This window comes from Streptomyces sp. NPDC096105 (genome assembly GCF_044763335.1).
Lineage (GTDB): Bacteria > Actinomycetota > Actinomycetes > Streptomycetales > Streptomycetaceae > Streptomyces.
Map to the genome: position 1 here is coordinate 113,335 of NZ_JBIWGC010000018.1, position 24,760 is coordinate 138,094.

At 68.6% G+C, this 24,760-nt stretch carries 26 protein-coding genes and 4 pseudogenes; 21 read left to right on the forward strand and 9 right to left on the reverse strand.

Annotation, left to right across the window (positions count from 1 at the left end):
* Positions 1-258: 258 nt before the first annotated feature.
* Positions 259-480: pseudogene (locus ACIQ8B_RS25090) on the forward strand (transposase); the annotation flags it as partial.
* Positions 456-1,388, forward strand: a pseudogene (locus ACIQ8B_RS25095) (IS3 family transposase); the annotation flags it as partial. The pseudogenes ACIQ8B_RS25090 and ACIQ8B_RS25095, both read left to right, overlap by 25 nt.
* Before the next feature lie 315 nt (positions 1,389-1,703).
* Here ACIQ8B_RS25095 and ACIQ8B_RS25100 read toward each other — a convergent pair.
* The 4 genes from ACIQ8B_RS25100 to ACIQ8B_RS25115 are packed head-to-tail and all read right to left on the reverse strand — an operon-like array spanning position 1,704 to position 5,401.
* Positions 1,704-1,931: a hypothetical protein gene (locus ACIQ8B_RS25100; RefSeq protein WP_403549797.1), complete on the reverse strand. Its 228-nt coding sequence runs from the start codon at positions 1,929-1,931 to the stop codon at positions 1,704-1,706.
* A 10-nt stretch (positions 1,932-1,941) separates the two neighbouring features.
* The gene (locus ACIQ8B_RS25105; protein ID WP_403549799.1) at positions 1,942-3,027 is read right to left on the reverse strand and encodes an alkene reductase; all 1,086 of its coding nucleotides are present in this window, start codon (positions 3,025-3,027) and stop codon (positions 1,942-1,944) included.
* A 58-nt stretch (positions 3,028-3,085) separates the two neighbouring features.
* Positions 3,086-3,736 carry a cyclopropane-fatty-acyl-phospholipid synthase family protein gene (locus tag ACIQ8B_RS25110; protein WP_290003535.1) on the reverse strand — a complete coding sequence of 217 codons (651 nt, stop codon included), beginning with the start codon at positions 3,734-3,736 and terminating at the stop codon, positions 3,086-3,088.
* Between the two features lie 60 nt (positions 3,737-3,796).
* Positions 3,797-5,401: an MFS transporter gene (locus ACIQ8B_RS25115; RefSeq protein WP_403549801.1), complete on the reverse strand. Its 1,605-nt coding sequence runs from the start codon at positions 5,399-5,401 to the stop codon at positions 3,797-3,799.
* Between the two features lie 23 nt (positions 5,402-5,424).
* Here ACIQ8B_RS25115 and ACIQ8B_RS25120 point away from each other — a divergent pair, with 23 nt between their 5' ends.
* Positions 5,425-5,994, forward strand: coding sequence for a helix-turn-helix domain-containing protein (locus tag ACIQ8B_RS25120; RefSeq protein WP_290003530.1), 570 nt, complete (start codon positions 5,425-5,427; stop codon positions 5,992-5,994).
* An 11-nt stretch (positions 5,995-6,005) separates the two neighbouring features.
* On the opposite strand, the gene ACIQ8B_RS25125 is transcribed toward ACIQ8B_RS25120, so the two are convergent.
* Together ACIQ8B_RS25125 and ectB are read right to left on the reverse strand one after the other, a co-directional pair.
* On the reverse strand, positions 6,006-6,374 hold the full coding sequence (locus ACIQ8B_RS25125; RefSeq protein WP_403549803.1) for a hypothetical protein: 369 nt from the start codon (positions 6,372-6,374) through the stop codon (positions 6,006-6,008).
* A gap of 414 nt (positions 6,375-6,788) precedes the next feature.
* Positions 6,789-8,063 (reverse strand): diaminobutyrate--2-oxoglutarate transaminase, encoded by a 1,275-nt coding sequence (gene ectB / locus ACIQ8B_RS25130; protein ID WP_403549805.1) that lies wholly within the window; start codon positions 8,061-8,063, stop codon positions 6,789-6,791.
* 598 nt (positions 8,064-8,661) lie between these two features.
* Here ectB and ACIQ8B_RS25135 point away from each other — a divergent pair.
* The 7 genes from ACIQ8B_RS25135 to ectA all read left to right on the forward strand — a co-directional run bounded on the left by ACIQ8B_RS25135 (position 8,662) and on the right by ectA (position 13,614).
* Positions 8,662-9,909, forward strand: a complete 1,248-nt coding sequence (locus ACIQ8B_RS25135) for a type III PLP-dependent enzyme (RefSeq protein WP_403549807.1) — start codon at positions 8,662-8,664, stop codon at positions 9,907-9,909.
* 26 nt (positions 9,910-9,935) lie between these two features.
* Complete coding sequence (gene acpS / locus ACIQ8B_RS25140; RefSeq protein ID WP_403549809.1) at positions 9,936-10,310, forward strand: holo-ACP synthase; 375 nt, start codon at positions 9,936-9,938, stop codon at positions 10,308-10,310.
* A gap of 43 nt (positions 10,311-10,353) precedes the next feature.
* Complete coding sequence (locus tag ACIQ8B_RS25145; RefSeq protein ID WP_403549811.1) at positions 10,354-10,797, forward strand: hotdog fold domain-containing protein; 444 nt, start codon at positions 10,354-10,356, stop codon at positions 10,795-10,797.
* Complete coding sequence (locus ACIQ8B_RS25150; protein ID WP_403549812.1) at positions 10,797-12,296, forward strand: class I adenylate-forming enzyme family protein; 1,500 nt, start codon at positions 10,797-10,799, stop codon at positions 12,294-12,296. Before ACIQ8B_RS25145 ends, ACIQ8B_RS25150 begins: the two co-directional genes overlap by 1 nt.
* 14 nt (positions 12,297-12,310) lie before the next feature.
* Positions 12,311-12,580, forward strand: a complete 270-nt coding sequence (locus ACIQ8B_RS25155) for an acyl carrier protein (protein WP_290003529.1) — start codon at positions 12,311-12,313, stop codon at positions 12,578-12,580.
* A 99-nt stretch (positions 12,581-12,679) separates the two neighbouring features.
* A complete protein-coding gene (locus ACIQ8B_RS25160) occupies positions 12,680-13,084 on the forward strand; it encodes an ectoine synthase (protein WP_403549814.1) in 405 nt (134 codons plus the stop codon).
* Positions 13,081-13,614 carry a diaminobutyrate acetyltransferase gene (gene ectA / locus ACIQ8B_RS25165; RefSeq protein WP_290003525.1) on the forward strand — a complete coding sequence of 178 codons (534 nt, stop codon included), beginning with the start codon at positions 13,081-13,083 and terminating at the stop codon, positions 13,612-13,614. The genes ACIQ8B_RS25160 and ectA overlap by 4 nt, the downstream gene beginning before the upstream one ends.
* A gap of 34 nt (positions 13,615-13,648) precedes the next feature.
* Here ectA and ACIQ8B_RS25170 read toward each other — a convergent pair whose 3' ends face one another.
* On the reverse strand, positions 13,649-14,569 hold the full coding sequence (locus tag ACIQ8B_RS25170; protein WP_403549818.1) for a GlxA family transcriptional regulator: 921 nt from the start codon (positions 14,567-14,569) through the stop codon (positions 13,649-13,651).
* Between the two features lie 134 nt (positions 14,570-14,703).
* Between ACIQ8B_RS25170 and ACIQ8B_RS25175 the strand changes: the two genes are divergently transcribed.
* From ACIQ8B_RS25175 to ACIQ8B_RS25185, 3 genes are all read left to right on the forward strand, one after another.
* Positions 14,704-16,008, forward strand: a complete 1,305-nt coding sequence (locus ACIQ8B_RS25175; RefSeq protein WP_403549820.1) for an MFS transporter — start codon at positions 14,704-14,706, stop codon at positions 16,006-16,008.
* 306 nt (positions 16,009-16,314) lie between these two features.
* Entirely contained in the window at positions 16,315-16,455 is a 141-nt protein-coding gene (locus ACIQ8B_RS25180; RefSeq protein WP_403549822.1) for a hypothetical protein, read from the forward strand.
* Positions 16,452-16,901: an aldo/keto reductase gene (locus tag ACIQ8B_RS25185; RefSeq protein ID WP_403549823.1), complete on the forward strand. Its 450-nt coding sequence runs from the start codon at positions 16,452-16,454 to the stop codon at positions 16,899-16,901. Before ACIQ8B_RS25180 ends, ACIQ8B_RS25185 begins: the two co-directional genes overlap by 4 nt.
* A 112-nt stretch (positions 16,902-17,013) precedes the next feature.
* On the opposite strand, the gene ACIQ8B_RS25190 is transcribed toward ACIQ8B_RS25185, so the two are convergent.
* On the reverse strand, positions 17,014-17,157 hold the full coding sequence (locus tag ACIQ8B_RS25190; protein WP_403549825.1) for a hypothetical protein: 144 nt from the start codon (positions 17,155-17,157) through the stop codon (positions 17,014-17,016).
* Positions 17,158-18,038: 881 nt separating this feature from the next.
* Here ACIQ8B_RS25190 and ACIQ8B_RS25195 point away from each other — a divergent pair.
* Positions 18,039-18,149, forward strand: a pseudogene (locus ACIQ8B_RS25195) (IS5/IS1182 family transposase); the annotation flags it as partial.
* A 429-nt stretch (positions 18,150-18,578) separates the two neighbouring features.
* On the opposite strand, the gene ACIQ8B_RS25200 reads toward ACIQ8B_RS25195, so the two are convergent.
* A complete protein-coding gene (locus ACIQ8B_RS25200; protein ID WP_403549827.1) occupies positions 18,579-18,974 on the reverse strand; it encodes a hypothetical protein in 396 nt (131 codons plus the stop codon).
* A 353-nt stretch (positions 18,975-19,327) separates the two neighbouring features.
* Here ACIQ8B_RS25200 and ACIQ8B_RS25205 point away from each other — a divergent pair.
* The 7 genes and pseudogenes from ACIQ8B_RS25205 to ACIQ8B_RS25235 all read left to right on the forward strand — a co-directional run.
* Positions 19,328-19,470 (forward strand): annotated as a pseudogene (locus tag ACIQ8B_RS25205) (lamin tail domain-containing protein); the annotation flags it as partial.
* 556 nt (positions 19,471-20,026) lie between these two features.
* Positions 20,027-20,461 (forward strand): GntR family transcriptional regulator, encoded by a 435-nt coding sequence (locus tag ACIQ8B_RS25210; RefSeq protein ID WP_403549829.1) that lies wholly within the window; start codon positions 20,027-20,029, stop codon positions 20,459-20,461.
* Positions 20,461-21,417, forward strand: coding sequence for an ABC transporter ATP-binding protein (locus tag ACIQ8B_RS25215; RefSeq protein ID WP_403549831.1), 957 nt, complete (start codon positions 20,461-20,463; stop codon positions 21,415-21,417). The genes ACIQ8B_RS25210 and ACIQ8B_RS25215 overlap by 1 nt, the downstream gene beginning before the upstream one ends.
* Entirely contained in the window at positions 21,414-22,436 is a 1,023-nt protein-coding gene (locus ACIQ8B_RS25220; protein ID WP_403549833.1) for an ABC transporter permease, read from the forward strand. The genes ACIQ8B_RS25215 and ACIQ8B_RS25220 overlap by 4 nt, the downstream gene beginning before the upstream one ends.
* A gap of 574 nt (positions 22,437-23,010) precedes the next feature.
* On the forward strand, positions 23,011-23,271 hold the full coding sequence (locus ACIQ8B_RS25225) for a hypothetical protein (protein ID WP_403549835.1): 261 nt from the start codon (positions 23,011-23,013) through the stop codon (positions 23,269-23,271).
* Positions 23,184-23,450, forward strand: coding sequence for an RHS repeat domain-containing protein (locus ACIQ8B_RS25230; protein ID WP_403549837.1), 267 nt, complete (start codon positions 23,184-23,186; stop codon positions 23,448-23,450). Before ACIQ8B_RS25225 ends, ACIQ8B_RS25230 begins: the two co-directional genes overlap by 88 nt.
* Positions 23,416-23,640, forward strand: coding sequence for a hypothetical protein (locus ACIQ8B_RS25235; RefSeq protein WP_403549854.1), 225 nt, complete (start codon positions 23,416-23,418; stop codon positions 23,638-23,640). Before ACIQ8B_RS25230 ends, ACIQ8B_RS25235 begins: the two co-directional genes overlap by 35 nt.
* The last annotated feature ends 1,120 nt before the right edge of the window (positions 23,641-24,760 follow it).

A 24,760-nucleotide genomic window follows, 5' to 3' on the forward strand; every position in this document is an offset into this window, starting at 1 on the left:
GGTCGAGGGGCCGGCGGCGCCGGTGATCAGCTCCCGGATTGCGAAGCGGACGGTCATTCCGGCTCGGTAGTCGTGTGCGGACAGCCGGTGACGGTGGGGCCGGAAGTGAAGCTTCCCCGTGGTGCTGGGCACTCGGAGACCGGGATGTGAGGTTCCGGAGGAAGTAGTGCCGGGTGGGGCGCGAGAGCAACCGCAGCAGGCGGTGCCCGGAGGAGTTCAAGCGGGACGCGGTCGCGCTGGTCCGCTGCCTCCGGCAGGACCGTCACCGAGAGGGCCCGGGAGCTCGGGGTCAGCGCCGGAGGGCTGCGGAACTGGGTCCGGCGGGACCGGGCCGGCCGAGGCCAGGGGGCGCCGGGCGAGCTGACGACGGCCGAGCGGGAGGAACCGCGCCGACTGCGTCGGCAGGACCGTGAGCAGGCCGAGACGATCGAGGTGCTGCGAAGAGCGGCGGTCTTCTTCGCGAAGGAGAGCGGTCGATGACCGCGGTGTACGCGTTCATCGAGGCGGAGAGGACCACCCACACCGTCGCTCTGCCGTGCCGGCCGCTGAAGGTGGCCCGGTCCTCGTTCCAGGCCTGGAGGTCCGGCGAACAGGCCCGCCGGGCGAGGCAGGCCGCTGGCGACGCTCCGGCCCACGAGATCACCGTGCTGCACATCGCCTCCCGGCACACCTACGGTGTTCCCCGGATCCACGCCGACCTGCGCGGACTCGGCCGCCGGGGCAACCGCTGGGGGCGCCCCCGCTTGCGGGGGAGGGTCGAGCGGGTCATGCGCGAGCGCGGTGTCACCGGAGTCACCCGGCGCAGGCGCCGGGATCTGACCCGTCCGGCGAAGCGGGCCGTGCCGGCGGTCGGCCTGCCCGGCCGCGACTTCACCGCACCCGAGCCCGGCACGCGGCCGGCCGGCGACATCACGTCCATCGCCACCGACGAGGGCCGGCTCCATCTGGCCGCCTGGCTGGACCTGGCCACCCGGGAGATCGTCGGCTGCTCGACGGCCGGCCACCACCGGGCGGGCCTGGCCGTCGACGCGCCGGCGACGGCCGCCGGCCGCGGCGGGCTCCGGCCCGGCTGCATCGCGCACTCCGACCGGGGCTCGGAGTACACATCCGAAGAACTACGGGGAGAAATACGCAGGTGGGGACTGCGGCAGAGCACGGGAAGAACAGGGTCCTGTTTCGACGACGACGCCGAGTCCTTCTTCGCGGTCCTGAAGGAGGAGACCGGGACCCGCCGCCGGCCCGGCCGGACCACCGCCCGCGCCGGGATTTTCGCCTTCATCGAGACCTTCTGCAACCGCAGGCGGCTGCGGAAACACCCGCACTGGGGCCACCTGACCCCGCTGGAGATCAGGCAGCGACACGAGCAAGGACATGCCCTCGCGGCGTAAGTACGGAGTGTCCAGCATCACGGGGAAAGTTCAGTCCCGCCTTTGAGGGAGAACGGGTTCTGCGAACGAATCCGGGATCGGCAGGGGTTTGGCGGCCCGTGATTGATCTTGCTCGCGCAAAGGACCGTTTGTGAGAGTTCCTGTGCGTACCACTCTGGCCATGCCCGTTCCGGGAAGAGCACCAACGGGTACCGGCGGCTCTCACGGAGTCGGCCGGGAGGTATCGCCCGTCGGCGGTGGACCGCGGCATGCCCTTGGTCCCTCCGGGCCGTCCAGGGCTGCGGATCCCTGGACGGCCCGGCGAGCGCGGGGGTGTCAGCCGACAGTGGTACTGGGCTCGCCGTCCCATGCCACCGGCAGGCTGGCCGGTCGGATGAAGGCCACGTCGTGCTCCCACGGGATGTCACGTTCGTTCATCCCGAAGATGAGGCTCGGGAAGCGGTCGAACAGTGCCTGATAGGCGACGCAGAGGAACAGCTGCGGTGCGTTTTCCCGCACCGCCGGATGTTCGGCGGTGCAGGATGCGTGAGCAGCTGCGCGCATCCCAGGTGGATCAGAGGTCGGCGCCCCACGCCAAATGTGGGTAATCGGTGTAGCCACGGTGGTCGCCGCCGTAGAAGGCGGTGCTGTCGGGCTGGTTGAGCGGGGCTCCGGTCTGCCAGCGCTGTACCAGGTCGGGGTTGGCGATGAAGGCACGCCCGACCGCGACAAGGTCGGCCTGTCCGGTGGTGACCAGTTCCTGTGCGGCGGTGACGTCGGTGACGGGGTCCCAGCCGTTGTTGACGATGTGGGAACCGCTGAAGCGTTCCGCGAGGTCGGTGAGCAGAGGGGAGGCGGGGTCGCCGATGGTGTGCAGGTAGGCCAGGCCCATCCCGGACAGCGCGTCGACGAGGGTGCGGTACGTGGCCGCGGTGAGGTGGGGGTCGGTCTCCAGCGCGCCGTGGAGGTTGATGGCGGGGGAGATGCGGATGCCGACGCGTTCGCTGCCGATGGCGTCGCTGACGGCCTGTGCCACCTCGATGACGAAGCGGGCACGGCCCTGGGGGGAACCGCCGTAGTGGTCGGTGCGCTGGTTGGTGGAGGGGGCGAGGAATTGGTGCAGGAGGTAGCCGTTGGCGCTGTGCAGTTCGATGCCGTCCAGGCCGGCGTCGGTGGCGGCGCGGGCGGCGCGGGCGAATTCGTCGATGACCTCAGGGATCTCGCCGGTGGTCAGGGCGCGCGGGACGGGGTGGGGCCGGGGGCCGGCGGCGGTGAACATCGTGCCGGGTGCGGCGATGGCGCTGGGCGCGACGGTTTCGGCCTGGTGCTTGTTGTCGGGGTGGGAGATGCGGCCGGCGTGCATGAGCTGGGCCACGATGCGGCCGCCTGCCTGGTGCACGCCGGCGGCGACGGTCCGCCAGGCTTCGATCTGTTCGGGGGTGTGCAGGCCGGGCGAGTTCATGTAGCCCTGTCCGACCGCGCTGGGCTGTACCCCTTCGGTCACGATCAGTCCGGCGGTGGCCCGCTGGGTGTAATAGGTCGCCATGAGGCTGGTGGGGACGCCGTCGGAGGTGGCCCGGTTGCGGGTCATGGGAGCCATGACGATGCGGTTGTTCAGCTTCCACTTGCCCACCGTGGCGGGTGCGAAAAGGTCGGTCATGAAGGTAACTCCTGAAGTGCGGTTGCGCGGTTGTGCGGTGTGCGTAGGGTGCGAAAGGTCAGGCGAGGCGACGTATGGCAATGACCGTGTCAGTGACGGTCGCGGTCTGTCCGCCGGGGCCGGTGGCCACCCGTTGTGGAGTGGCCAGGCGCTGAGGTGTCCACCGCGCCGTGTCGAGGGCGAGTTCGTCGTAGATGTCTTCCGGGCTGGGGAAGTGGGTGTCGGGATCGGTGTTCCAGGCCCAGGGGCGTACTGAGCCGTGGTCGACGATCAGGAGAATTCCGCCGGGAGTGAGCGCGTGTGCGGCGCGGCGCAGGACGCGGGCACGCGGGAAGGCGTAGGGGGTCTGCAGGTACTGGGCGGAGATGAGGTCGAAAGTGCCGTCGGGGAAGGTCTCTGCCAAGTCGTGCTGTTCGGTGCGCACGCTGTTCGCGAGGCCGTTTCGGGCGACGAGCTGACGGGTGCGCTGCAGGGCGGTGGGGGCGATATCGACTGCGGTGACGTGCCATTCGTGGGTGGCGAGCCAGAGGGTGTCTCCGCCTTCGCCGCAGCCCAGGTCGAGGGCGTGGCCGGGTACGAGGTGCTGGGCCGTTTCGGCGAGCAGAGGGTTCGCGGTGTCCTTCCAGATGCTGTCCTTGCCACGGTAGAGCTGCTCCCAGAAGCCGGCGGCTTCGTTGGCGGCATGGATTTCGCGGATACTTTCGTCCATTGCGTGTGTGCCTTTCCTCCGGGTGACTTCGGGTGGATCGGGGCCAGGGACCGGGTGAGCTCAGTGGCCCGTGTAGGGTGCGGCCGCGTCGCCGGCCGTGCTCTTGGGCGTCTTCACCAGGGCGAGCAGTGCGACGACGGCAGCGGCCAGGAGGGCGCCCGCCACGATGAACGCAAGGCGGTAGCCGTGGAGGTAGGCCTCCATCTGCACGGCCCGGGGGGCCTGGCCGGGGCTTTCGCTGCGGGAGGTGAGGTAGCCGGTGACGGCGGAGACGTAGAGGGTGTTGAGCAGGGCGGGGCCCAGGGCCCCGCCGATCTGCTGGCTGGTACTCAGGACGGCGCTGGCGACACCGGCGTCGTGCGGACCGACGCCGGACAGGGCCACGTTGGGTCCGACCAGGAAGAACAGGCCGACGCCGACACTGACGAGAATCTGGGTCGGGAGGACCTCGCCCGCATAGCCGGACGCGGTGTCGAGTCGGGTGAGCCAGAACAGTCCCACCGTGGCCAGCGTGCTTCCTGCCGCCATCAGAGCCTTGGGGCCGAGGCGGGTGACCAGCGGGGAACCGAGGGTGGTGGTGGCGATGATGCCGATGCTGAAGGGAAGGAAGGCGATTCCGGCCTGCAGGGGTGTGTAGTCCAGGTTGACCTGCAGGAAGTAGGTCATGAAGAGGTTCATGCCGAACATGCCGGCACCGATGAGGAGGTTGGCCAGGAACACGCCGGCACGGGAGCGGTCGAGGATGACGCGCAGCGGGAGGAGCGGGTGGGCGTTGCGGTGCTCGACCACGACGAACGCGGTCAGAAGAAGTACGGCCGCGACCAGGAACAGCAGTGTGGCCGGGGCGGTCCAGCCACCGCCGTCGGCGGCCTGGGCGAAGCCGTAGACGAGGGCGACGAGTCCACCGGTCACCAGCACGGCTCCGGGGATGTCGTAGTGACGGTCACCCGCGGCGCGGCTTTCACGGACGTAGGGGCGGGCGGCGAGGGCCGCGGCCAGGGCGATGGGGACGTTGATGTACATGCACCAGCGCCAGCCCGCGTATTCCGTCAGCACTCCGCCCAGCAGCAGTCCTACGGCACCGCCCCCGCCCTGGAACGCGCCGAAGACACCGAAGGCCTTTGCGCGTTCCTTGGGGTCGGTGAAGGCGACGGTGGTCAGGGCGAGGGCGGCCGGGGCGAGGAGAGCGGCGAAGGCTCCTTGCAGGGCGCGGGCTGCGAACAGGATGCCCGGGGTGGAAGCGAGGCCGCCGAGCATGGAGGCGGCGGCGAAGCCCAGCAGGCCGATCAGGAGGATCTTTTTGCGGCCGGCGAAGTCGGCGATGCGGCCACCGAGCAGGAGCAGGCCGCCGAAGGTGAGTGCGTAGGAAGTGATCATCCACTGGCGGCTGGCGTCACTCATGCCGAGATCGCTCTGGGCCTGGGGCATAGCGATGTTCACAATGGACACGTCGAGAACGACCATCAGGGTTGCAGTGGACGCCACGATGAGCGTCATCCACCGATGAGGATCCGGCGTGGTGGGGCCGGGCGCCTTTCGGGCGCGGACGGGGCTGGTCATGGAAACCTCTCCTGAGCCGGAACCGAAAACGGGGCGACAAGGCGGCGTGCGCCGTTGCATGGCCCGGAGGTTGGAACAGGTTGTGCCGAAAGTGCAAACCTTCATGCTCTTTTGGCAAGATGGGCGTCATGACGAACATCGATCGGGTCCTGACGGCGATCGGACCGCGACTGCGGGCGCTGCGCCTGCAGCGCGGTATCACGCTGGCCGCCCTCTCCCGGACCACAGGGATCTCCGAAAGCACGCTCTCCCGGCTGGAGAGCGGCGGCCGCAAAGCGAACCTGGAGCTCCTGCTCCCCCTGGCCCACGTCTACCGGGTGCCCCTGGACGAGCTGGTCGGGGCACCCGAGACGGGCGATCCGCGCGTGCATCTGCGGCCCGTCACCCGCGACGGCATGACCTATGTGCCCCTGAGCCGCCGCCCCGGCGGGCTGCACGCCCACAAACTCGTCATCAGCCCCAGCAGCGGCGAGCCTGAGCTCCAGGTCCACGAGGGCTACGAGTGGATCTACGTGCTGGACGGCCGGCTGCGCCTGTTCCTCGGCGAACGCTCCCTGCTCCTCACACCAGGTGAAGTGGCGGAATTCGACACCCATGTGCCGCACTGGCTGGGCGCCGACGACGATCAGCCGGTGGAGCTGTTGGTCATCTTCGGCAAGCAGGGCGAGCGGGCCCACCTCAAGGCCCGCCCCGCCTGACCGTATCGCTGTCACTCCGTACCGGGGAGCAGGGAGTCGAGGCCGTGCCTCCGCTCGCCCAGCACGTGCTCGGTGACCTGCGCCTCGATTGCGGCGCTGAAGTCCTCACGCGGGGCAGCGCGCCGGCGTGCAAGGGCCTCGTCAGTATCGGCGTTGACGAGGTCGGCGTTGATGGCGGCCGCGGCCGTCGCACCGCCGGCCTGCGCCTGGACGAGCCCGGCCGTCACATCGGCGACGTTGCCGGCCACCCAGACGCCGGGGACATCCGTTGCGCCGCCGGGATCGGATGGCACATAGGTGCCGACGTCCATGGGGTGCGGCGCCGGGTCCGCGCCGAGGCCGGCCAGGACGTCGCCCTGCGCGAGGAACTGCGGGGCCACCGCCAGAGACTGCACGGGGACCACCAGCTGCGAGGAGAGCCGGACGCCTCGGAGCGAGCGTGTCGTCCACGACCTCCAGGCCGATCACCTCTCCCTGCACAACCTCGATGCCGCGGGCCGCCAAGCGCTCCCACTGCTCCTCCTCAGGCTCCGGCGCCGTGTGCAGGAAGAGCGTCACCCGGCTGGACCACTGGCGAAACAACAGCGCCTGATGCACTGAGGCTGCACTTGTGCTGAGCACACCGATCGGCGGGTCCCGCACTTCCCACCCATGGCAGTAGGGGCAGTGCAGCACGTCTCTTCCCCACCGCTCGCGCAGCCCCGGCACTTGCGGCGACTCGTCCACCAGGCCGCAGGTCAGCAGGACGGGTGACTGGCGAGGTTAAACGCCAAGCCAAATGTGAGGGCGTGAGGTCAGTGGCCTGTTTCCTGCACGGCCCGGTCGAGGATGCGGAGGCCCTCGTCCAGCTCGTCGGGCGTGATCGTCAGCGCGGGGAGCAGCTTGACGACCTCGTCCTCCGGGCCGGAGGTCTCGATGAGCAGGCCGTGGTCGAAGGCGCGACGTGCCACCTTGCAGGCTCGTTCCTTGTCGTGGAACTCCAGGCCCCACACCAGGCCGCGGCCGCGGTACTCCTTGACGTGGGGGCGGTTCTCGGCGGTGATCTGCGCCAGCGCCTGGTCGATCTGCAGGCCGCGGGCCAGGGTCTGGTTCTCCAGCGCGTTGCCTTCGGACCAGTAGGTTTCCAGGGTGGCGGTGGCGGTGACGAAGGCCGGGTTGTTGCCGCGGAAGGTGCCGTTGTGCTCGCCCGGTTCCCACACGTCTAGCTCACCCTTGAAGAGGCAGAGCGACATCGGCAGGCCGTAGCCGCTGATGGACTTGGAGACGGTGACGATATCCGGGGTGATGCCGGCCTCCTCGAAGGAGAAGAACGCGCCGGTGCGGCCGCAGCCCATCTGGATGTCGTCGACGATGAGCAGCATGTCCTGGCGTTCGCACAGGTCGGCGAGGGCGCGCAGCCACTCCGGGCGGGCGACGTTGATGCCGCCCTCGCCCTGCACGGTCTCGACGATCACCGCGGCCGGCTTGTTGAGGCCCGAACCCTGGTCCTCCAGGAGCCGCTCGAACCACAGGAAGTCCGGGACCTGGCCGTCGAGGTAGTTGTCGAACGGCATCGGCGTGCCGTGCACCAGCGGGACGCCCGCCCCGGCCCGCTTGAAGGCGTTGCCGGTCACGGCGAGCGAGCCCAGCGACATGCCGTGGAAGGCGTTGGTGAACGACACGATCGCCTCGCGGCCCTTCACCTTGCGGGCCAGCTTGAGCGCCGACTCGACGGCGTTGGTGCCGGTGGGGCCGGGGAACATGACCCTGTACGGCAGGTGGCGCGGCTGGATCACCAGGCGGTGGAAGGTCTCCAGGAAAGCGCGTTTGGCCGTCGTCGACATGTCCAGGCCGTGGGTGACGCCGTCCCGCTCCAGGTAGTCGAGCAGGGCGCGCTTGAGCACCGGGTTGTTGTGGCCGTAGTTCAGCGAACCCGCGCCCGCGAAGAAGTCCAGATAGGCGCGGCCCTCCTCGTCGTACATGTGACTGCCCTGCGCGCGGTCGAAGACCGTGGGCCAGGCGCGGCAGTAGCTGCGGACCTCGGACTCCAGGGACTCGAAGACGGTCAGGTCGGGCTGGATGATGGTCATCCACACTCCTCAGTGGGTTTCGGGTGGCCGGTGTCGGCGGGCCGAGGAGACAGCACTCCGCGCCCACTGCTTGGCCGGTCGTGAGCATCGCTGGTCGGATGGCTGCGGCTGCATAGGGCTGCGGGCGTTCGATGGGGTGGCGGATGGGCGACCCGGGCTCGGGCAGGCGCCTTGTCTTGGAGCGGAGCGGCCCTTGCTGTGCTCCTGCTCCGCTGACATGCAATGCCCGTGCAAGAGGTGTGTACGCCTGGGTGGTGACGCACCCTGAACCGGTTTCGATCACTTCTGGTCACACTTCGACTTCACTCCGCGACGGAGTTTGCCGCGCATACCCCTCCTGTCCCATTCGATCAATTTGCCGGGAGGGCGTGCATTCACTTGTGGCGTGAGTCACACGCTGAAGGTGAAGGTGCATACCGCAGGGAATCCTGGGGATACGGGGGCACTCTCTCATTCCGCCGCCGGCGCAAGATGGCCGATTCCTTGATCGGCCGTGTGGCGCCTCGTTGCTCTGTCCCCTACGGTTTCGGGACGGCAATCGAAGTGCGGGGAGGATCAATTGCCAGAAAATCCGGCGAAGCGCATACAAGGGCTCGCGGTGGAGGAACTCGCGAACGAATTCGGAACCCCTCTGTTCGTATATGACGCTCAGGTCCTCGCAGGACAGTTACAAAGAATTTCCACAGCCTTGCCCGCCGGCGTGGACGTCTTCTACTCGCTGAAAGCGAATCCGAATATCAGCGTGTGTGGTTTCCTCGGCAGCCGGGGCGCGGGGGCGGAGGTCTCGTCGCTCACGGAACTCCTCACCGCCCTCAGGGCGGGAGTGGACCCGGCCGACATCATCTTCCTCGGGCCGGGCAAGAGCAGGGCCGACCTCGAGGCCTGTGTCTCGGCCGGTATCCATGCCGTGGTCTGCGAATCCCTCGCTGAACTCCAACTCCTGGACGACGTGGCAGCCGCCCGGGGGGCGGGCCGGTTCCCTGCTGTGCTGCGGGTCAACCCGGGCTTCCTCAGCAAGGGGTCCGGGCTGTCGATGGGAGGCAAGCCGCGCCAGTTCGGCATCGACGAGCAGGAGGTCCGCGGGGCGGGGGTCCTGCTCCGCTCCCTGGAACACGTCGAGGTCAAGGGATTCCACGCCTACATGGGAACCCGATTCCTTGACCACCAAGATGTCGTGGTGAACACACTCAACATCTTGGCGATGGCAGAAGATCTCGCCACGCAACTGGACATAGAGCTCTCCGTCGTGGACTTCGGGGGAGGCCTCGGGGTGGCCTACTTTGAGAACGAGTCGGAGCTCGACACGACGGAACTCGGAAATGGCCTGGAAGGCCCAGTGGGCGATTTCCGTGCGCGCCACCCGGGCTGCAGGCTCATCATGGAGCTCGGCCGATTCCTCACAGCCGATGCCGGTACCTATGTGACACGGGCCGTCTACGTGAAAGAATCGATGGGTGAACTGTTCGTCGTAGCAGACGGCGGCACCAATCATCACATGGCAGCGGTAGGGATCGGAAGTTTCGTGAAACGGAACTTCCCCATCGTCCACCTGGGACGCCCTGCCGCCCGCCCCACACACACCTACACGGTCACCGGGCCGCTGTGCACGCCGAACGACACCATCGTGAAGAAGGCCAGGCTTCCCGAAGTCCGCCCGGGTGACCTGCTCGGGATCGAACGCTCCGGCGCCTACGGTCCCACCGCCTCGCCCGGATTGTTCCTCAGCCACGGTTATCCCGCCGAGGTTCTCGTGCACGACGGACACGCCACCCTCGTGCGAGAGCGGGACACACCCGAAGAGATGCTCTCCCGCCAGCATCTGGCGGTCTTCAAGGACGCCTCGTGACGCCCGGCGCACCCATGGGCGTAGGTATGGACGTTCTCGAGCGCGACGAACTGGCTTGCCTGGTGAAGCGCCACTGGTTCCTGCGGTACTGCTACGCCCCGGAGGAAATCCAGCAGGCGCAGAACCTCGGACCCGAAAGGCGCCTGGAGTACCTCGCCGGACGCTTCGCCGCCAAGGAGGCCATCCTCAAAGCGCTGGGCAAGGGCCTGTTCCAAGGCATCGCGCCACGCAACATCCACATCAAGCGTGCTGACGACGGATCACCACACGTCGAGCTGCGCGCCGAAGCCGCCGAGGCAGCGTCCGACCAGACCGTGCGTATCTCGATCACACACAAGAGCAACGTGGTCGCCGCCGTGGCTCTCGTCTCCTCACCCGAACCAGCACGCCACCATCAGTGACGGAAGAAGGAATGACGCATCCATGACTTCTCCTGAAGGTGACATGAACGCTGTCACAGCGCAGCTGCGCATCAGGATCGGCCAGGAAGAAGCCCACTACGGCGGGGAACTCGTCGACGGCGCACGACTCCTGCGCCTGTTCGGCGACCTCGTCACCGAAATCACCATCCGTACCGACGGCGACGAAGGACTGCTCGCCGAGTACTCCGACGTCCGCTTCACAGCCCCCGTCCGCCCCGGAGACTACATCGAGGCCACCGCCCAGCTCGTACGGAGCACCAAGCTGCGCCGCTTCGTAGCCTTGGAAGCCCGCAAGGTCATCGCCTCCTGCGACACGAGTCCCAGCGCGGCCCGGCCCTTGGCCGAACCCATCACGGTGTGCACGGCGAACGCGGTAACCGTCGTCCCCAGGCCGAAGCGGTCCAGCCCACCTGACAGCAGCCGGCACCGAAGCGAAAAGGACACCGTGCTGACGGGAGGACGGTAGTGCCCCAGCATCTGACCCTTCACTCCCTGCTCGACGAGGCAGCCGCGGTACACCAGGACCGGTGTGCCATAAGCACCGCCTCGGACTCGATCACCTACGAGAACCTGGCACAGGCCTCTCGCCATGCCGCGCACCTGCTGCGCGTGCACGGTGTCCAGCGCGGCGACCGGGTCGTCATCTCCTCACCCGACGCGATCACCGTCGCCGTCACAGTCCACGCCGCCTCCCGAGCCGGCGCGATGTTCAGCGTGCTGCACGAGGACGTCCGGGACGACCCGCTCCAGCACGTGCTGCAGGACTGCGAACCCACCGTGATCGTGACCGACGACCCCGGTGTCTCCGCCACCGCACAAGCATGCGACGTACATGTCCTCACCTCCCAGGAACTGCGCCACGCCCCAGCCCCGGGGGAAGACCCACACCTGCCCAACCCTCCGCTCGCAGTCGACGGAGCATGCCTGATCTACACCTCGGGCACCACGTCACTGCCCAAGGCAGTGGTCAGCACCCACCAGCAGATACTCTTCGCCACCCAGGCCATCCAGGACTGTCTCGCCTACCGCGCCGACGACATCGTCTACAGCCCTCTGCCACTGTCCTTCGACTACGGCCTGTACCAGATGTTCCTGACGTTCCTGGCCGGCGCGCAGCTGCGAGTAGGCCATGTCGCAGAAGCCGGCCCACCCCTCCTGCGCGCCCTGCAGGACAGCAAGGCCACCGTGCTCGCCGCCGTGCCCTCCGTCTCCGACCGCCTGGCCTGGCTGGTACGCAGGGCGAAGAACAAGCCCGCCCTGCGCCTGCTGACCAACACCGGTGCCGCCCTGTCCGAGAAGACCGTCGCCGACCTGCGCGAGGCGATACCCACCTTGCGCGTACAGCTGATGTACGGGCTCACGGAATGCAAGCGGGCCACCATCATGCCGCCGGACGGAGACCTTCAGCGGCCCGGTTCCTCCGGAAAGGCGCTCCCCGGCACCGAGGTCTTCACCATCGATGACGACGGCAAGCGACTGCCGGCAGGAGAGGTCGGCCAGTTCGTCGTCCGCGGCCCCCACGTCATGGCCGGATACTGGCGACGCCCGGAGATGACCGCCGAACGCTTCCACCGGCGTGACGGCCTCTTCCCGGAACTGCGCACCGGCGACTACGGCTGGATGGACGACGAAGGCTACCTCTACTTCTCAGGGCGCCGTGACGACCTCTACAAGGAACGCGGATTCCGCGTCAGCGCCACCGAAGTGGAGGCCGCAGCCGGCCGTGTCGAAGGCGTGGACTCGGCCGCCGTGCTGCCGCCCGGCCCGAAGACCGGACGCACCGCGGTACTGGCCGCAGTGACCGAACTGGACGGACCCGAGGTACTGACCCGCATGCAAGGCCTCATCGAGGACTACAAGATCCCACGCCGCTGCGTCCCGGTCCCGCACCTCCCCACCAACCACAACGGCAAAGTCGACCGACAGGCCCTGACCAACCTCATCCACGACCCCGCAAACGCATGAAAGGAGCAGGCTCGATGAGCCTCAACCGCACAGACGTGACCACCGCCATGGAAACGGCCCTGAGCAAGGTGCTGGACCGGCCGGTGACCGAACTCTCCGGACAGACCAGGCTCTTCGACGACCTTCACCTGGACTCCACCACGATGCTCGAGATGCTCATGGAGCTCGAGGACTCCCTGGGCCTGGAGGTGGATCCCGAAGAGCTCGAAGCCGACGACTTCGAGACCGTCGACACCTTCACCGACTTCGCCCTCGCCCACCTCGAGACACGCAACGCGGCCTGAACGACCCGCCACACCGGCCAGCACACGCCCGCGGCCAGGCCGCCGAGCCTGGCCGGGACGCCACGTACGCATCCGACACGAGCCCAAGGGAAGGCAACCGTGATCGTTCGCTCGTTCAAGGACATCGAGGGCACCGACAGGCACGTCAAGTCACGCTCCGGAACATGGGAGAGCAAGCGCATCATCCTCGCGAAGGAGGGAGTCGGCTTCTCCCTGCACGAGACGACCGTCTACGCCGGCACGGAGACGACCATGTGGTATGCCAACCACATCGAGGCCGTCCTCTGCGTCGAAGGCGAGACCGAACTCACCAACGAGGAAACCGGCGAGAAGCATCTCATCACCCCCGGCACCATGTACCTGCTGAACGGACACGAGAAGCACACACTGCGCCCCACCGTGGACTCCCGCTTCGTCTGCGTGTTCAACCCTCCGGTCACCGGCCGCGAGGACCACGACGAGAACGGCGTCTACCCGCTGCTCACCGAGGAGGCCACCGCATGACCGCGCCGGCCTCCCTCTCCACCCCCAGCCGGGCCCGCCCCGAGTACCGGACGCCGCGCGTCGAGGACGCGCAGGCCATGTGGCAAATGGTGCACGAGTCGGACGAACTCGATGACAACAGTCCCTACTACTACGCGCTGTGGTGTCGCGACTTCGCCGAAACCTCCCTCGTGGCATCACTCGACGACGAGGTCATCGGCTTCCTGACCGGCTACTTCCGCCCCGATCAGCCCGACACCTACCTGGTGTGGCAGGAGGCCGTGAAGCCGCGCCACGGCATTCCAATGCTCGGGGTGCAGTTGTTCGAACAGGCCGCTGAGCGCGCGGTCGGCAATGGCGCCCGCTACATCGAGGCGACCGTGTCGGCCGACAACAAGGCCATCATCATGGTGCTGAAGAAGTGCGCCAAGCGGTACCGGGCCCCCGTCCACACCGAAGTGCTCTTCCCGGCCTCGCTCTTCCCCGAGGAGCACCACGACGAGGTGCTCTACCGGATCGGGCCCATCGAGCCGGCCTCTGCACTCACCTGACGGCCCGGCTGATGCAGTGTCACCGCGCGCGCCCTCACTGCGCTCCACGGAAGGTGTTGCGGTAGGCGCGCGGTGACACCCCCAGTTCCTCGCGGAAGTGCTGGCGCATCGCGGTTCCCGTCCCGAAACCGGCCGCAGCGGCGATGCGGTCCACGGGGTCGTCCGTGCGTTCCAGCAGCTGACGGGCGTACTGCAGACGCTGCTGGCTGAGCCACCGCATCGGCGTCATACCGGTCTCCTGACGGAACCTGCGGGTCAGCGTGCGCACGCTCGTCGAAGCCTGGCGAGCCAGATCCTGCAAGGTCAGGGCCTCCTCGAGATGCTCCACGGCCCATGCCCGGAGCGCGGCGGTGGAACTGTCGTCGCCATCGGGCACGGGGCGGTCGATGTACTGGGCCTGGCCGCCTTCCCGGTGCGGCGGCACCACCGTGCCGCGGGCGACGGTGTTGGCGACGTCGGCGCCATGGTCACTGCGGATCATGTGCAGGCACAGGTCGATTCCCGCGGCGACACCCGCGGACGTCAGCACCCCTCTGTCGTCGGTGTACAGCACGTCGGGGTCGACATCGATCTCCGGGTACAGGGCGGCCAGCTCGGGACATGACTTCCAGTGCGTCGTCGCCCGCCGGCCCGCGAGCAGGCCGGCTGCCGCCAGGACGAACGAACCGGTACAGATGGAAGCCAGACGCGCTGTCGCCGGCACTTCCGCGAGAGCCGCCTCGACCAGCGGCCTCAGTCGGCCCCGCTGCTGAGGCCCGTAGTCCTCGACCGCGGCCGGCACGATCACCGTGTCCGCGTCGCGCAGGGCCCGCGGCCCCAACGGCACGTTGACCGTGAAGTCGGCGTCGGTCAACACCTCGCCCGGCTCCACGGCACAGGTCACGACCGAATACAGGCGCCGGCCGGCCTCACTCACCGCGGTGCCGAACAGGCGGTGCACGATGCCCAGCTCCATGGGCAGAAGACCATGACGCACCAGGACCACAACTTTGTGCACAGAATTGTCACTCACTGTCATGGCCAGATTCTTTCACTACCTGTCCAAACGGCCAGTGGTTTCCCGCCCCCGTCTCACCGAAGGATGAAGGCATGCACAACACCGGCCATCGCACCAACGCCGCCGGGCGCCGCGCCTGGTGGGCAGCCGCCGTCACCGCAGTGGCGATCATCGTCGCCGGCGCCTTCTCCACCATGCCAGGCATCCTGCAGGACCCCCTGCGCCAGGAGTTCCACTGGTCCCGCGGCTCCATCGGCCTGGCGGCCTCGGTCAACATGATCCTCTACGGGCTCACCGCCCCCTACGCCGCCGCCCTGATGGACCGCTTCGGCATCCGCCGGGTCGTCATCGCCGCGCTGGGAGCCGTCGCCGCCGGAGCACTGCTCACCACCACGATGAGCTCCGCCTGGCAGTTCACGCTCTTCTGGGGCTTCCTCGTCGGCCTGGGCACAGGATCGCTCTCGATGACCCTCGGCACCACCGTCACCAACCGCTGGTTCACCACCCGCCGCGGCCTGGTGACCGGCATCCTCTCCTCCGGCAGCGTCTTGGGCCAGATGGTCTTCCTGCCCGCCCTCTCCTGGACCATCGCCCACCACGACTGGCGACCCGCCCTCGTCAGCCTCGCCCTCGCCGCCCTGGCGGTCACCCCCCTGATCTACCTCGTCCTGCGCGACCACCCCGCCGACGTCGGACAACGCCCCTACGGCAGCGATACCTTCATCCCACGCCCCGCACCCGTTCCCGGAGCCGCCCGCCGTACCGTGACCGTCCTGCGCGATGCCGCCCGGACCGTCCCCTTCTGGCTGCTCGCCGGCGCATTCGCCATCTGCGGCGCGTCCACCAACGGCATCATGTGGACCCACTTCGCCCCAGCGGCCCACGACCACGGCATGCCCATCACCACCGCCTCGACACTGCTGGCACTCATCGGCGTCTTCAACGTGGTCGGCACCATCGCCTCCGGATGGCTCACCGACCGCATGGACGCCCGTCGGCTCCTCGCCGCCTACTTCCTCCTGCGCGGCTTGCTCATGATCAGCCTGCCCCTGATCATGACCGCCACCGTCAACGCGCCCATGCTCACCTTCGTGGTCGTCTTCGGTCTCCTCGACCTGGCGACCGTGCCACCGGTCATCGCCCTGTGCCGCACCTTCTACGGCGACGACAGCGCCATCGTCTTCGGCTGGACCAACGCAGCACACCAGATCGGTGCGGCCTCGGCCTCCTTCCTCGGAGGCGTGGCCCGAGACGCCTTCGGCAGCTACGACCCCGTCTGGTTCGCACTCGCGGCCCTCTGCGCGGCCGCCGCCATGCTGTCCCTGGTCATCCGCCTCCGCCCCAACGCCTCGACCGAGGCCGACAAGACGTACGCATCTTCCGCTCCGGGGCGGTGACTGCCAACGTCGCCCCGCGCCCCTGGCCGGCGCGACGACAGCCGGGACCGGATAGGAACACTTCGTCCGACCCACCAACAACGTAGGACCGGCTGAGGCGGGCCCGCCTCCCCACACGAACTCGAGGTCATCCAGCAGAACCAGCTCCATTGCCCCGATCGGGTCGGTACATCGACGGCATTCCGGCCGAAGGCAGCCTGCGGGTGCGGCTGACCACGGCCCGCGCGGCCCTGGAGACCAGCGAGGACGCGGTGACGCTGTCCGCCGCCAGGAGCACATACGAGTTCGCCCCGGCCGCTGAGGAGGGTGCTGCGCCCGCTGGTCGACGGCCGCACCATGGACCTGGCCACGCTCGCGGAAACAGCCGGCCTCGCCCTGGAGGACACCGCCGGACTGGTCCAGGAGCTCGTCGCCGGGCAGGCCGCGACGGTGGGGAGCCTGCTGTGACGGTACAACTCGCTCTGGGCACCTACCGGTGCCGGGCGATCCCGGAGGCGGCTTCCCATGCGGCCGCCTCCGGCGCGCAATGGATCGACACCGCCCCCAGCTACGCCACCGGCCGCGCGCAGAAACTGCTCGCCCCGGCCCCTGGCCGCCCCCCGTCGCTGCGGGCCTCCCCGAAGGCCGGCTACTTCACTGCGGCCACCGGTGCCGAAGCCATGAACGCCACTGTCCTCACCGGGGACCAGGCCCCAGCCGGACACAGCCTCGCCCCGGACTACGTGCGCTGGCAGATCGCCCGCAACCGCGAACAACTCGGGCGCGAAGCGCTGGACCTGGTCCTGCTCCACAACCCCGAGCGCGCATACACCGGCGACCGCCCCGCCCTGCACCACGCGATCCGGAACGCGCGTTCGCCGTCCTGGAAGAAGCTGCGGCAGCTGGGCACGTGACCGGGTACGGCATCGCCACGTGGGCGGGCCTCGAGGAAGAGGTCTTCACGGTGGGGGAGCTGCTCGCCCTGGCCACCGAAGCCTGTGCCGCTTGGAAAGTCATCGTTGCTGGTCAAGTCGCATATCGGTACTTGTTGATCGCTCCGTCGAGGGTGCGGGTGCGGGTGCGTAGGAGTTTGCCGGGGTGGTCGTGCTGGTGTTCGGCGGTGGGTTCTTCGCTCATGTCGGGCGGGTACAGCAGCGAGACGGCCACCATGCCAGCATCCCAGCTGCCACCGACGCCCCAGGACATGGGCACGCACCTGCAGCGATGACTTTCCGAGCGGTACAAGCTGCCACAATCTGCTCTACGGTCGTCGGATGCGTAGCCGCCGGGGCGGTATTGGGAGGACTTGGTACGGGGGCCGGAGCGTCCATTGGTTCGGCCCTGCTCGGCGGCAGCAACGAGGATCGTTCTGATGCCTTCATCAACGGAACGTTGTGGGGGAACGCTCGGGGCCAGTCCAGCTGGATCCTGGCTCGGACGTGTCCTGGGGTAGGGCGACTTACGTCAAGCCTCACGGATCAGAAAGGAGCGGGCCATGAGCCGAGATCGGTCGAGCCTGCGGCGTCGTTGGCGCGGCGTGTTCGCCCTGAGTGCCTTTGGAGCCATCGTTGCGGGGCCTCTGGAGTTTTGGACTCTGGAGCGGGCTGGGACGTCCTTTTCGCGCTACTGGTCGGTGCTGCGGCCGGAGGTGTCGTGGGCTTCCTGTTTCCTTCCTTGCTGAGTTTTCGCCAGGGTAAGCATGCGACGGTGCCACCCCCCGTTCCGCCACCACCGGGGCCACCGCGACCACCAGCAGGAAAGTAGGCTCGCGATTCCCCCTCGAGCCTTGGTGCTGACGGAGCGAGGTCCCGTCGGCACCAAGGCCCTCGCTGGAAGACCAGCCAGACGCCCTCGACCACACCGAAGCTGTCAGCACCCCCGCCGAAGGCCAGCCGCGGGGCGCCGTCGGGCTAGTCTTCTGAGTCAGGAATCCTGTTCAGATAGCTGGCGAGGCGCTCGAGGATTTTGTCCGCTCCGCCTACGCGGGCGCGCTGGTCGACCGGTCGAAGGAGCGTCTCGACATCAAGATCAAAACAGTCCGGCGCCCGCCGGAAGCCAAGGGCTTCGTGGTCCTGCCGCGCCGCTGGGTAGTCGAGAGGTCCCTTTCGTGGATCATGCGCGCCCGTCGGCACTGCCGGGACCACGAAAGGCTGCCGCAGGTCAGCGATTCGCTCATCACCTGGACGTCCATCACGCTGATGCCCAGACGACTCACCCGCAAAACGGCACGACGGTCCAGGCGAGCACCGCTCACCACGGCGATGCCAGCCGGTGCCTGAGCCCCGGCTGACATCATCTCCCGCCACTGCCGATGCCAGGCTCCGGAGCTCGGCCCATGCCGCGTTCGAGATGGCTGGACAAACAACCGGTCAGAGGTCGTCTGCGTTTCGTGAGCGGTGGGCATCGCGAAGTCGCTTTGTCCATCAGTGGTTCGAGCGGTGCGCCCGGCCCGGAGGGCGCCGGGACCCCGGCCGAGGGCAGAGCTCAGCGACCGGGATCTTGGTGTTCGCACTGGTCAGACGAGGTTGTGTGGTGTGCTTCTGCTACCGGAGGCTCAGCCTCTACGCAAGGCCACCGCAGCTAGCCACCGCTCACCCGGTGGTCTTCTGCACCCCCGCATACGTGATTGTGTCGCTGGAGGCGCCGCACCATCGCGCGCTCCTGGCATTCGGGCCCGGCGTCTTCCACGGCCCTTGAGCGGTGTAGATGCTCCCGGTGGACCGTTTGCAGGTGATCGTGACCCGGAACTGGCCGTTCCCACTCGTGCAGGTGGCCTCACCGAGCCCGTTCGTGAACTTCCTGGCCGTGCAGCCAGACGGAGCTGCGGTGACGACATCCGTCGTGCCGGGCGCGAGACGGAGCTCGTCGCGGACAGCCCCCGTCAGGGTCTGCGACTGCGCGGCCGCCACCCCCGGGGCGCCGATCGCGAACGCACCGACTGCGAGAATCCCCGCACCAAGGACGCGCATACGGTTTTCGAAGAACACTGGGCCTCATCCCCTCAAGTCGAATGACCCTTACGTAAGGTCAGGTCCTGACAGCGAACGCCGCCGACACCGGTCACGGCGCGGCCGCTACAGCAGATTCCGGCACTCCACATCGGAATCTCCTGTCGGCTGCGAACCGCTCCGTTCCAGAAGTTAGGCCCGCCGTCCTGGAACCCCTCCCGGCTTGACGTGGAACCTGTTGCCAGTACAGCGCACGGACCGTCAATCATTTCACCGTCCTGTCTCTAAACCCCGCTAAAAGGTACGCAGTCATATCGAGGAGATTGAATTTTGATCGCTTTTCGGCCTTCCGTTCGAATTGGTCAGTCGCGATACTCGGCCTTGTTCCAGCAGAAACCCGCACCGACCTCTACCAGGACCGCCGCCACTACGTGTGGGACAACCACTCCGACACCGCCACCCTGCGCAACGACCGCGGCCGCTTCATCGACGACGAGTCTTGGGCCACGACCGCCACCGCGGCGGCCGCCGCTGACACCCCACGGGTAGCGCCGGCAGCCAGGGCCTGGCACCCGCACACCCCCGGCCCGCACCACCACGGCGCGCCACCCCTCCGACGGGGCGGCGCGCCGCCGGTATGAGCAAGCGACGTGTCGCGCGGCCGGGAACGCGATGGGCGGCGGATGCTGTGCAACCGCCCAACGCCCTGCTGGCCGGGGAAGGTCACCATCTGACCTGCTGTCACCACTTCCCACATCTCGAGGGAACCTCAACCCCCGAGGAGTGGCGCCGCGCACGGCATTCCTCGTAGGGTCCGGCGCCGGTCACGGGCATATGGGAATCAGCTTGTTGCTGACACCGAGCCCCTGCTGGCGCCCTGGCCCTTCCGCTTGCGGTCCGACAGTGGCGCCAGCGCCGCACGCGCTTGTCTGGTCCCTGCTTCATTTCTGGGGCCGTGCTGGTGCCTTGGCCGAGGGCGCCGGGGCTTGCGTGTGCCTGACGGCAGGGTGCCGGTCACCAGCTCGCTTGACATCTGATCGCCCTTACCTCCAGTATTCAGCCACTTAACTAGTGGACTATCGGTGGGGTGGATGCGGTACTACATCGAGAGACGCCGTGGCGTCGCGGCGTACCAGCAGATCGTCGAGCAGACCAAACGGGCGGTCAGGGCAGGCGTACTGAAGCCCGGCGACCGGTTGCCGACCGCTCGTGAGGTGGCCGAGACCTGTGCTGTGAATCCGAACACCACGCTCAAGGCATATCGGGAGCTGGACCGGGACGGCGTGGTGGAGCTGCGGCAGGGCGTGGGCACGTTCATCGCCGCGTCGGCCGCGGACCGAAGCCACCCACCCGCCGCCGAGTCGCCGCTGTACGCCGAACTGGCGGAGTGGACGGGGCGGGCGATGGCCGCAGGTCTGCTGGAGGAAGACGTGAGGGATCTGGTCGAACTGGCGCTTCAGGAGCGGCGGCAGATGGCATCGGGCACCGTCCGCAGCGGTACGAACGAACGGGGTGGGAAACAGTGATGAGCGCGGCGACAGGAAAGGCGGACGGACGGACCGCCCTGGAAGTGCGCGACCTGGGACGGCAGTACGGGCGTCGGTGGGTACTGAGCAACGCGACGTTTCGGCTGCCCGCCGGACGGGTCTGCGGACTCGTGGGCCCGAACGGCGCGGGCAAGACGACGATGCTGGAGATCATCGCGGGTCTGCGCCAGGCATCGGCGGGCGAGGCCAAAGTCTTCGGTGAACCGGCCGGCGGGGCGCAGGCGCGTCAGCGCGTCGCGTTCCTGCCGCAGGAGAAGCCGCTGTTCGCGCGCTTCACCGTGGCCGAGACGCTGCGGTTGGGGCGTGAGCTGAACCCGCATTGGGACCAGGAGCTGGCCGAGGGCTTCGTACGGGCCGGTTCCGTTCCGCTCGATGCCAAGGTGGGACGGCTGTCCGGTGGCCAGCGCACCCGGGTCGCCCTCGCGGTGGCCCTGGGCAAGCGCCCTGACCTGGTCCTGCTGGACGAGCCGCTGGCCGACCTGGACCCGCTGGTACGTCGGCAGACAGTGGCTGCGTTGTTGAGCGAGGTGGCCGAGCGCGGGATCACCGTCCTGCTCTCCAGCCATCTGGTGGCCGAACTCGACACGCTGTGCGACTACCTGCTGCTAGTGGCCCAGGGCGGACTGCGGCTGGCCGGCGACGTCGACGAGATCATCAGCGTCCACCGGACGCTGTCCGCGCCCACAAACCGACTGGCGATTGGCCCCGACGGGCTGCCCGCGGGCCTGGAGCACCACACGGTGGTGGCGGTCAGCAAAGACCAGCGCTACACCACTGCACTGGTTCGCCCCGGCGGACCGGTCGCCGATTTCTGGGAGGAGAGCGCGCCGACCCTGGAGGAAGTAGTCCTCGCCTATCTGGAGCAGAACGGCTCCGCGCCGCTCATCAGCCCCGACTCCCACGTCGTTGGCGCCGACTCGGAGGTAGTGAAGTGACTGCGACGACACAGAAGCGCCGGGCGGACGCCGGCCCTCCGAAGCTGCCGCAGCGGCGGACCCGGGCACGCGGCTTCAGCCTGAGCGGAATGGCCTGGCTGGTGTGGCGCCAGCACCGGGCAGCATTCCTCCTCCTGCTCGCGGCGGCGGCCGTCGCGACGGCGGGCCTGGCGTGGCTGGCCCGGGACGCGAACAGTGCCGTGGCGGCCGTTGGGGGAGCGAAGGCGTCACCCATAGCTGAAGCGGCCCTCAACAGCGCATACCAACGACTCGGCCTGGCGGGTATGGCGCTGACGGGCCTACCGGTGATCATCGGGGTGTTCATCGGCGCCCCCCTGTTCGCGGGAGACCTGGAGAGCGGCACCGCCAAGTTCGTGGGCGTCCAGTCCTACGGCCGCTGGAACTGGGTGGCGATCAAGCTCGGCATGGCCGCGGTGTTCGCAGTCGTGGCGGCGCTCTCCAGCGGCATCGCCATGAAGGCCCTGTGGACGCCGCTGGTCAATCACTCGGCCGTCAACGCCGACTTCACCAGCGCCGGCGGGTTCGACACCATGGGCCCGGTCGCAGTGACCCTGGCCGTCCTCGGCCTGCTCATCGGCGCCGCCGCCGGGCTGCTGATGCGGCGCACGCTGCCCGCGATGGTGGTCACCTTCGGCACCCTGCTGGCGGTGAAGACCGTCTTCTCGCAGCTGCGCATGATGTTCGCGACCACGGTGACCAAAACGACGGCCGACGGCAGGTTCGGTGACGACGACTACCCGACGGTCCCCGCCAACGCCTTGTCGATCGACACCTCCTACATCACGCGCGACGGCTCGCTGCGCGGCTGGGGCACCTGCGCCAACGCGGACGACAGGGCGGCCTGCCTGCGACGCGACGGGGTGGTCGGCTGGTCGACGGAATATCTGCCGTTCTCCCACATGGGCGCCATGCAGTGGGCGGCGACAGGCGCGCTGGCCGCACTGGTCCTGCTGATGGCGGGCGTACTGGTGTACGCGGCGCGGCGCGCCTTGCGCTGACCTCATGCCTGGCCGTCCAGCCGGAGGGCCGACGGTGCTGCTGCAATGCGCCGCGGTGGCCGGGCGGTGGTGTGGTCATTGCGCCGGCGGTGGCATGCGCGAGCTCTCGCCTGATGGAAGCGGCGCCAATACGGCACGGTCAGGCTGCGGCACATCCCACGGGAGCTGAAGCGGACTGAAGCCCGGCGGTGATCCGGGTCGTGCTGCAAGCTCCCTCTCTGCGCCTCGACCGGCGGCAGTTCTGGTGCGCGGCGGGTGCCGACACCCGGGACGGCCAGGAAGACGGGCGGCCGACACCATCGGTGCGATACGCCGCTACCAGCCGCGGTAAGAGCGCACATCAGAGCCGGTCGGCCCGACCTCCTGCTGGGCAGGCCGCATTGCCTCCACTCGCCAGCGGGCGCCACGCACCCACCCCAGCCAACTGCACCACCGGAACGTGCTGCCGTCACCAGGCCAGGTAGCGGTCGCGCTCACCGAAATCTTCCGGACGGCACCGGGCAATGAGCCAGCGCGTCCGGGACGCGTCACCGACTGCCGCGTTCGTGCCCTTGCCCATCCAGGAGGAAGCCCGATGAGTGACCGTACTCCCGACCTCCAGTGCGGCGAACGCCGACAACTGGCCTTCATGCTGCCAACCTTGGCCAACCGGGACCTGCCCCCGGGTCGTCATCTGCACCACCAGGAAACCCTGATGCGTCTGATCGACCAGGACGGCGTCCGCACCTCCACCCGCTCCCGTCTCCTGTGCCCCGCCGTTCTGCTGCCTGCCGCCGGACTGGTTCTGGGCGAGGTGCTGTTGGCCGTACTCGCCGCCACCGGCTGGACAAACTGACCCTGGTAGACGGCCGCGTCATCGACTACGCCTACACCGCCGACCAGCTGACCGGCGTCACGGCGCCGGACGGCCGGACGGAGACGTACGGATACGACACGGCCGGGCGCATGAACAAGGTCACCGACGCCCGTCGTCCTGAACATCGTCCGCCGCAGCGACACCGTCCGGGGTTTTGAGGTCCTGCCCCGACGCTGGGTCGTCGAACGGTCTTTCGCCCGGCTCCTGCGCAGCCGGCGTCTGGTCCGTGACTACGAACGACGCACCGGCACCGGCGAGGTCGTCGTCTGGTGGTCGATGACCATGCTTATGAGCCGCCGCCTGGCCGCCCGGCACCGGCAGCGTCCTGCTCCGGCGCGGGCAGCATGAACCTGCCCGGCCTCTCCTCCACCAGTCAGCCCCTCTCCACCAGACGTTTCAACCGGGCCCTGGCTCCCTCGACGCGGGAGGCGGAAGCACTGTCCCAGCCCAGCACCACCGCAGCCCGCCGGGCGCCCAACCCGTCTCCTCCCGCATCCAGGGCCGCGGCCATCAACGCCTGGCAGTCCACCGACAGCACCTCGACTCCGGCCGCATCCGGGCGGTGAGGCGCCGCCCGGATGCGGCCCCGCCGGCTTCCGCTGCGACGTAACCGCCTCGACGGGTGCATCCTCCTCGGCCAGCTCATCCAGATACTGCTCCAGGCCGATCACTCGATGCCGGAGCGCCTCTTGCGTCTCCGCCAGTGCCGCCCGCACCCGCTCCAGCTCGGCTTCGAGTTCCTCCCCCCCGCACCGCCGCGGCCTTCCGCCGTGACTCCAGGACCGCCCGCGTCGACGGCATCCGCCACACCCCACGACATCTCGGCCAGCAACGGACCGAGACTCCCGCGGCAACCGTCACCTCATGCCTGACCAGCAGAAACCACACATGAGGTTCGGAAAGAGAACGACTCCTCAGGGGCGCCGCCGACCGTCACCGCGGCACCGATGATGATCATCCGTGTCCGGGGGCGCGGCGACGTCGTTGTCCATGGGGCATGGCCTCGCCCCGCCAGCCGGGCCTTGAAGCCGCCCGGGGACAGCTGGCGGTCGATCTGACGGGACCTGATGAGCACGCGCTCCACCACCGTCCTCAGCCGCAGACGCATCGCGGGCCTTTCGAGGCCCTTCCGGGAGAAGGGCGGCCCACGCAATGCCCGTGCAAGGCCTTCGTCACGTGCCCGTCCGGCTTGTCCCGAAGAGTGTCTGCCGTCCGCGGCCGCCGGGGGCGTGGTCGTGAGCGCCCGCGCCGAGGCTCATCTGCGTACCGCATCCGCTTCCGGGGCTGGGGTGCGGCGCGTGTGCCGGGCCGGGAGTTGTCGCACCCATCTGCCTGGCACCACCGGTCGTCTCGCGTGTACCGCATCCTGGTGGTGCGGCGACCCGGTCGTCTTCACCCTCTTCATCGTCTGGGAAGGATGCTGGTGGCAGGCGGTGGAATGCTGCTTGCGGTGCGCGGCCGCCACCCC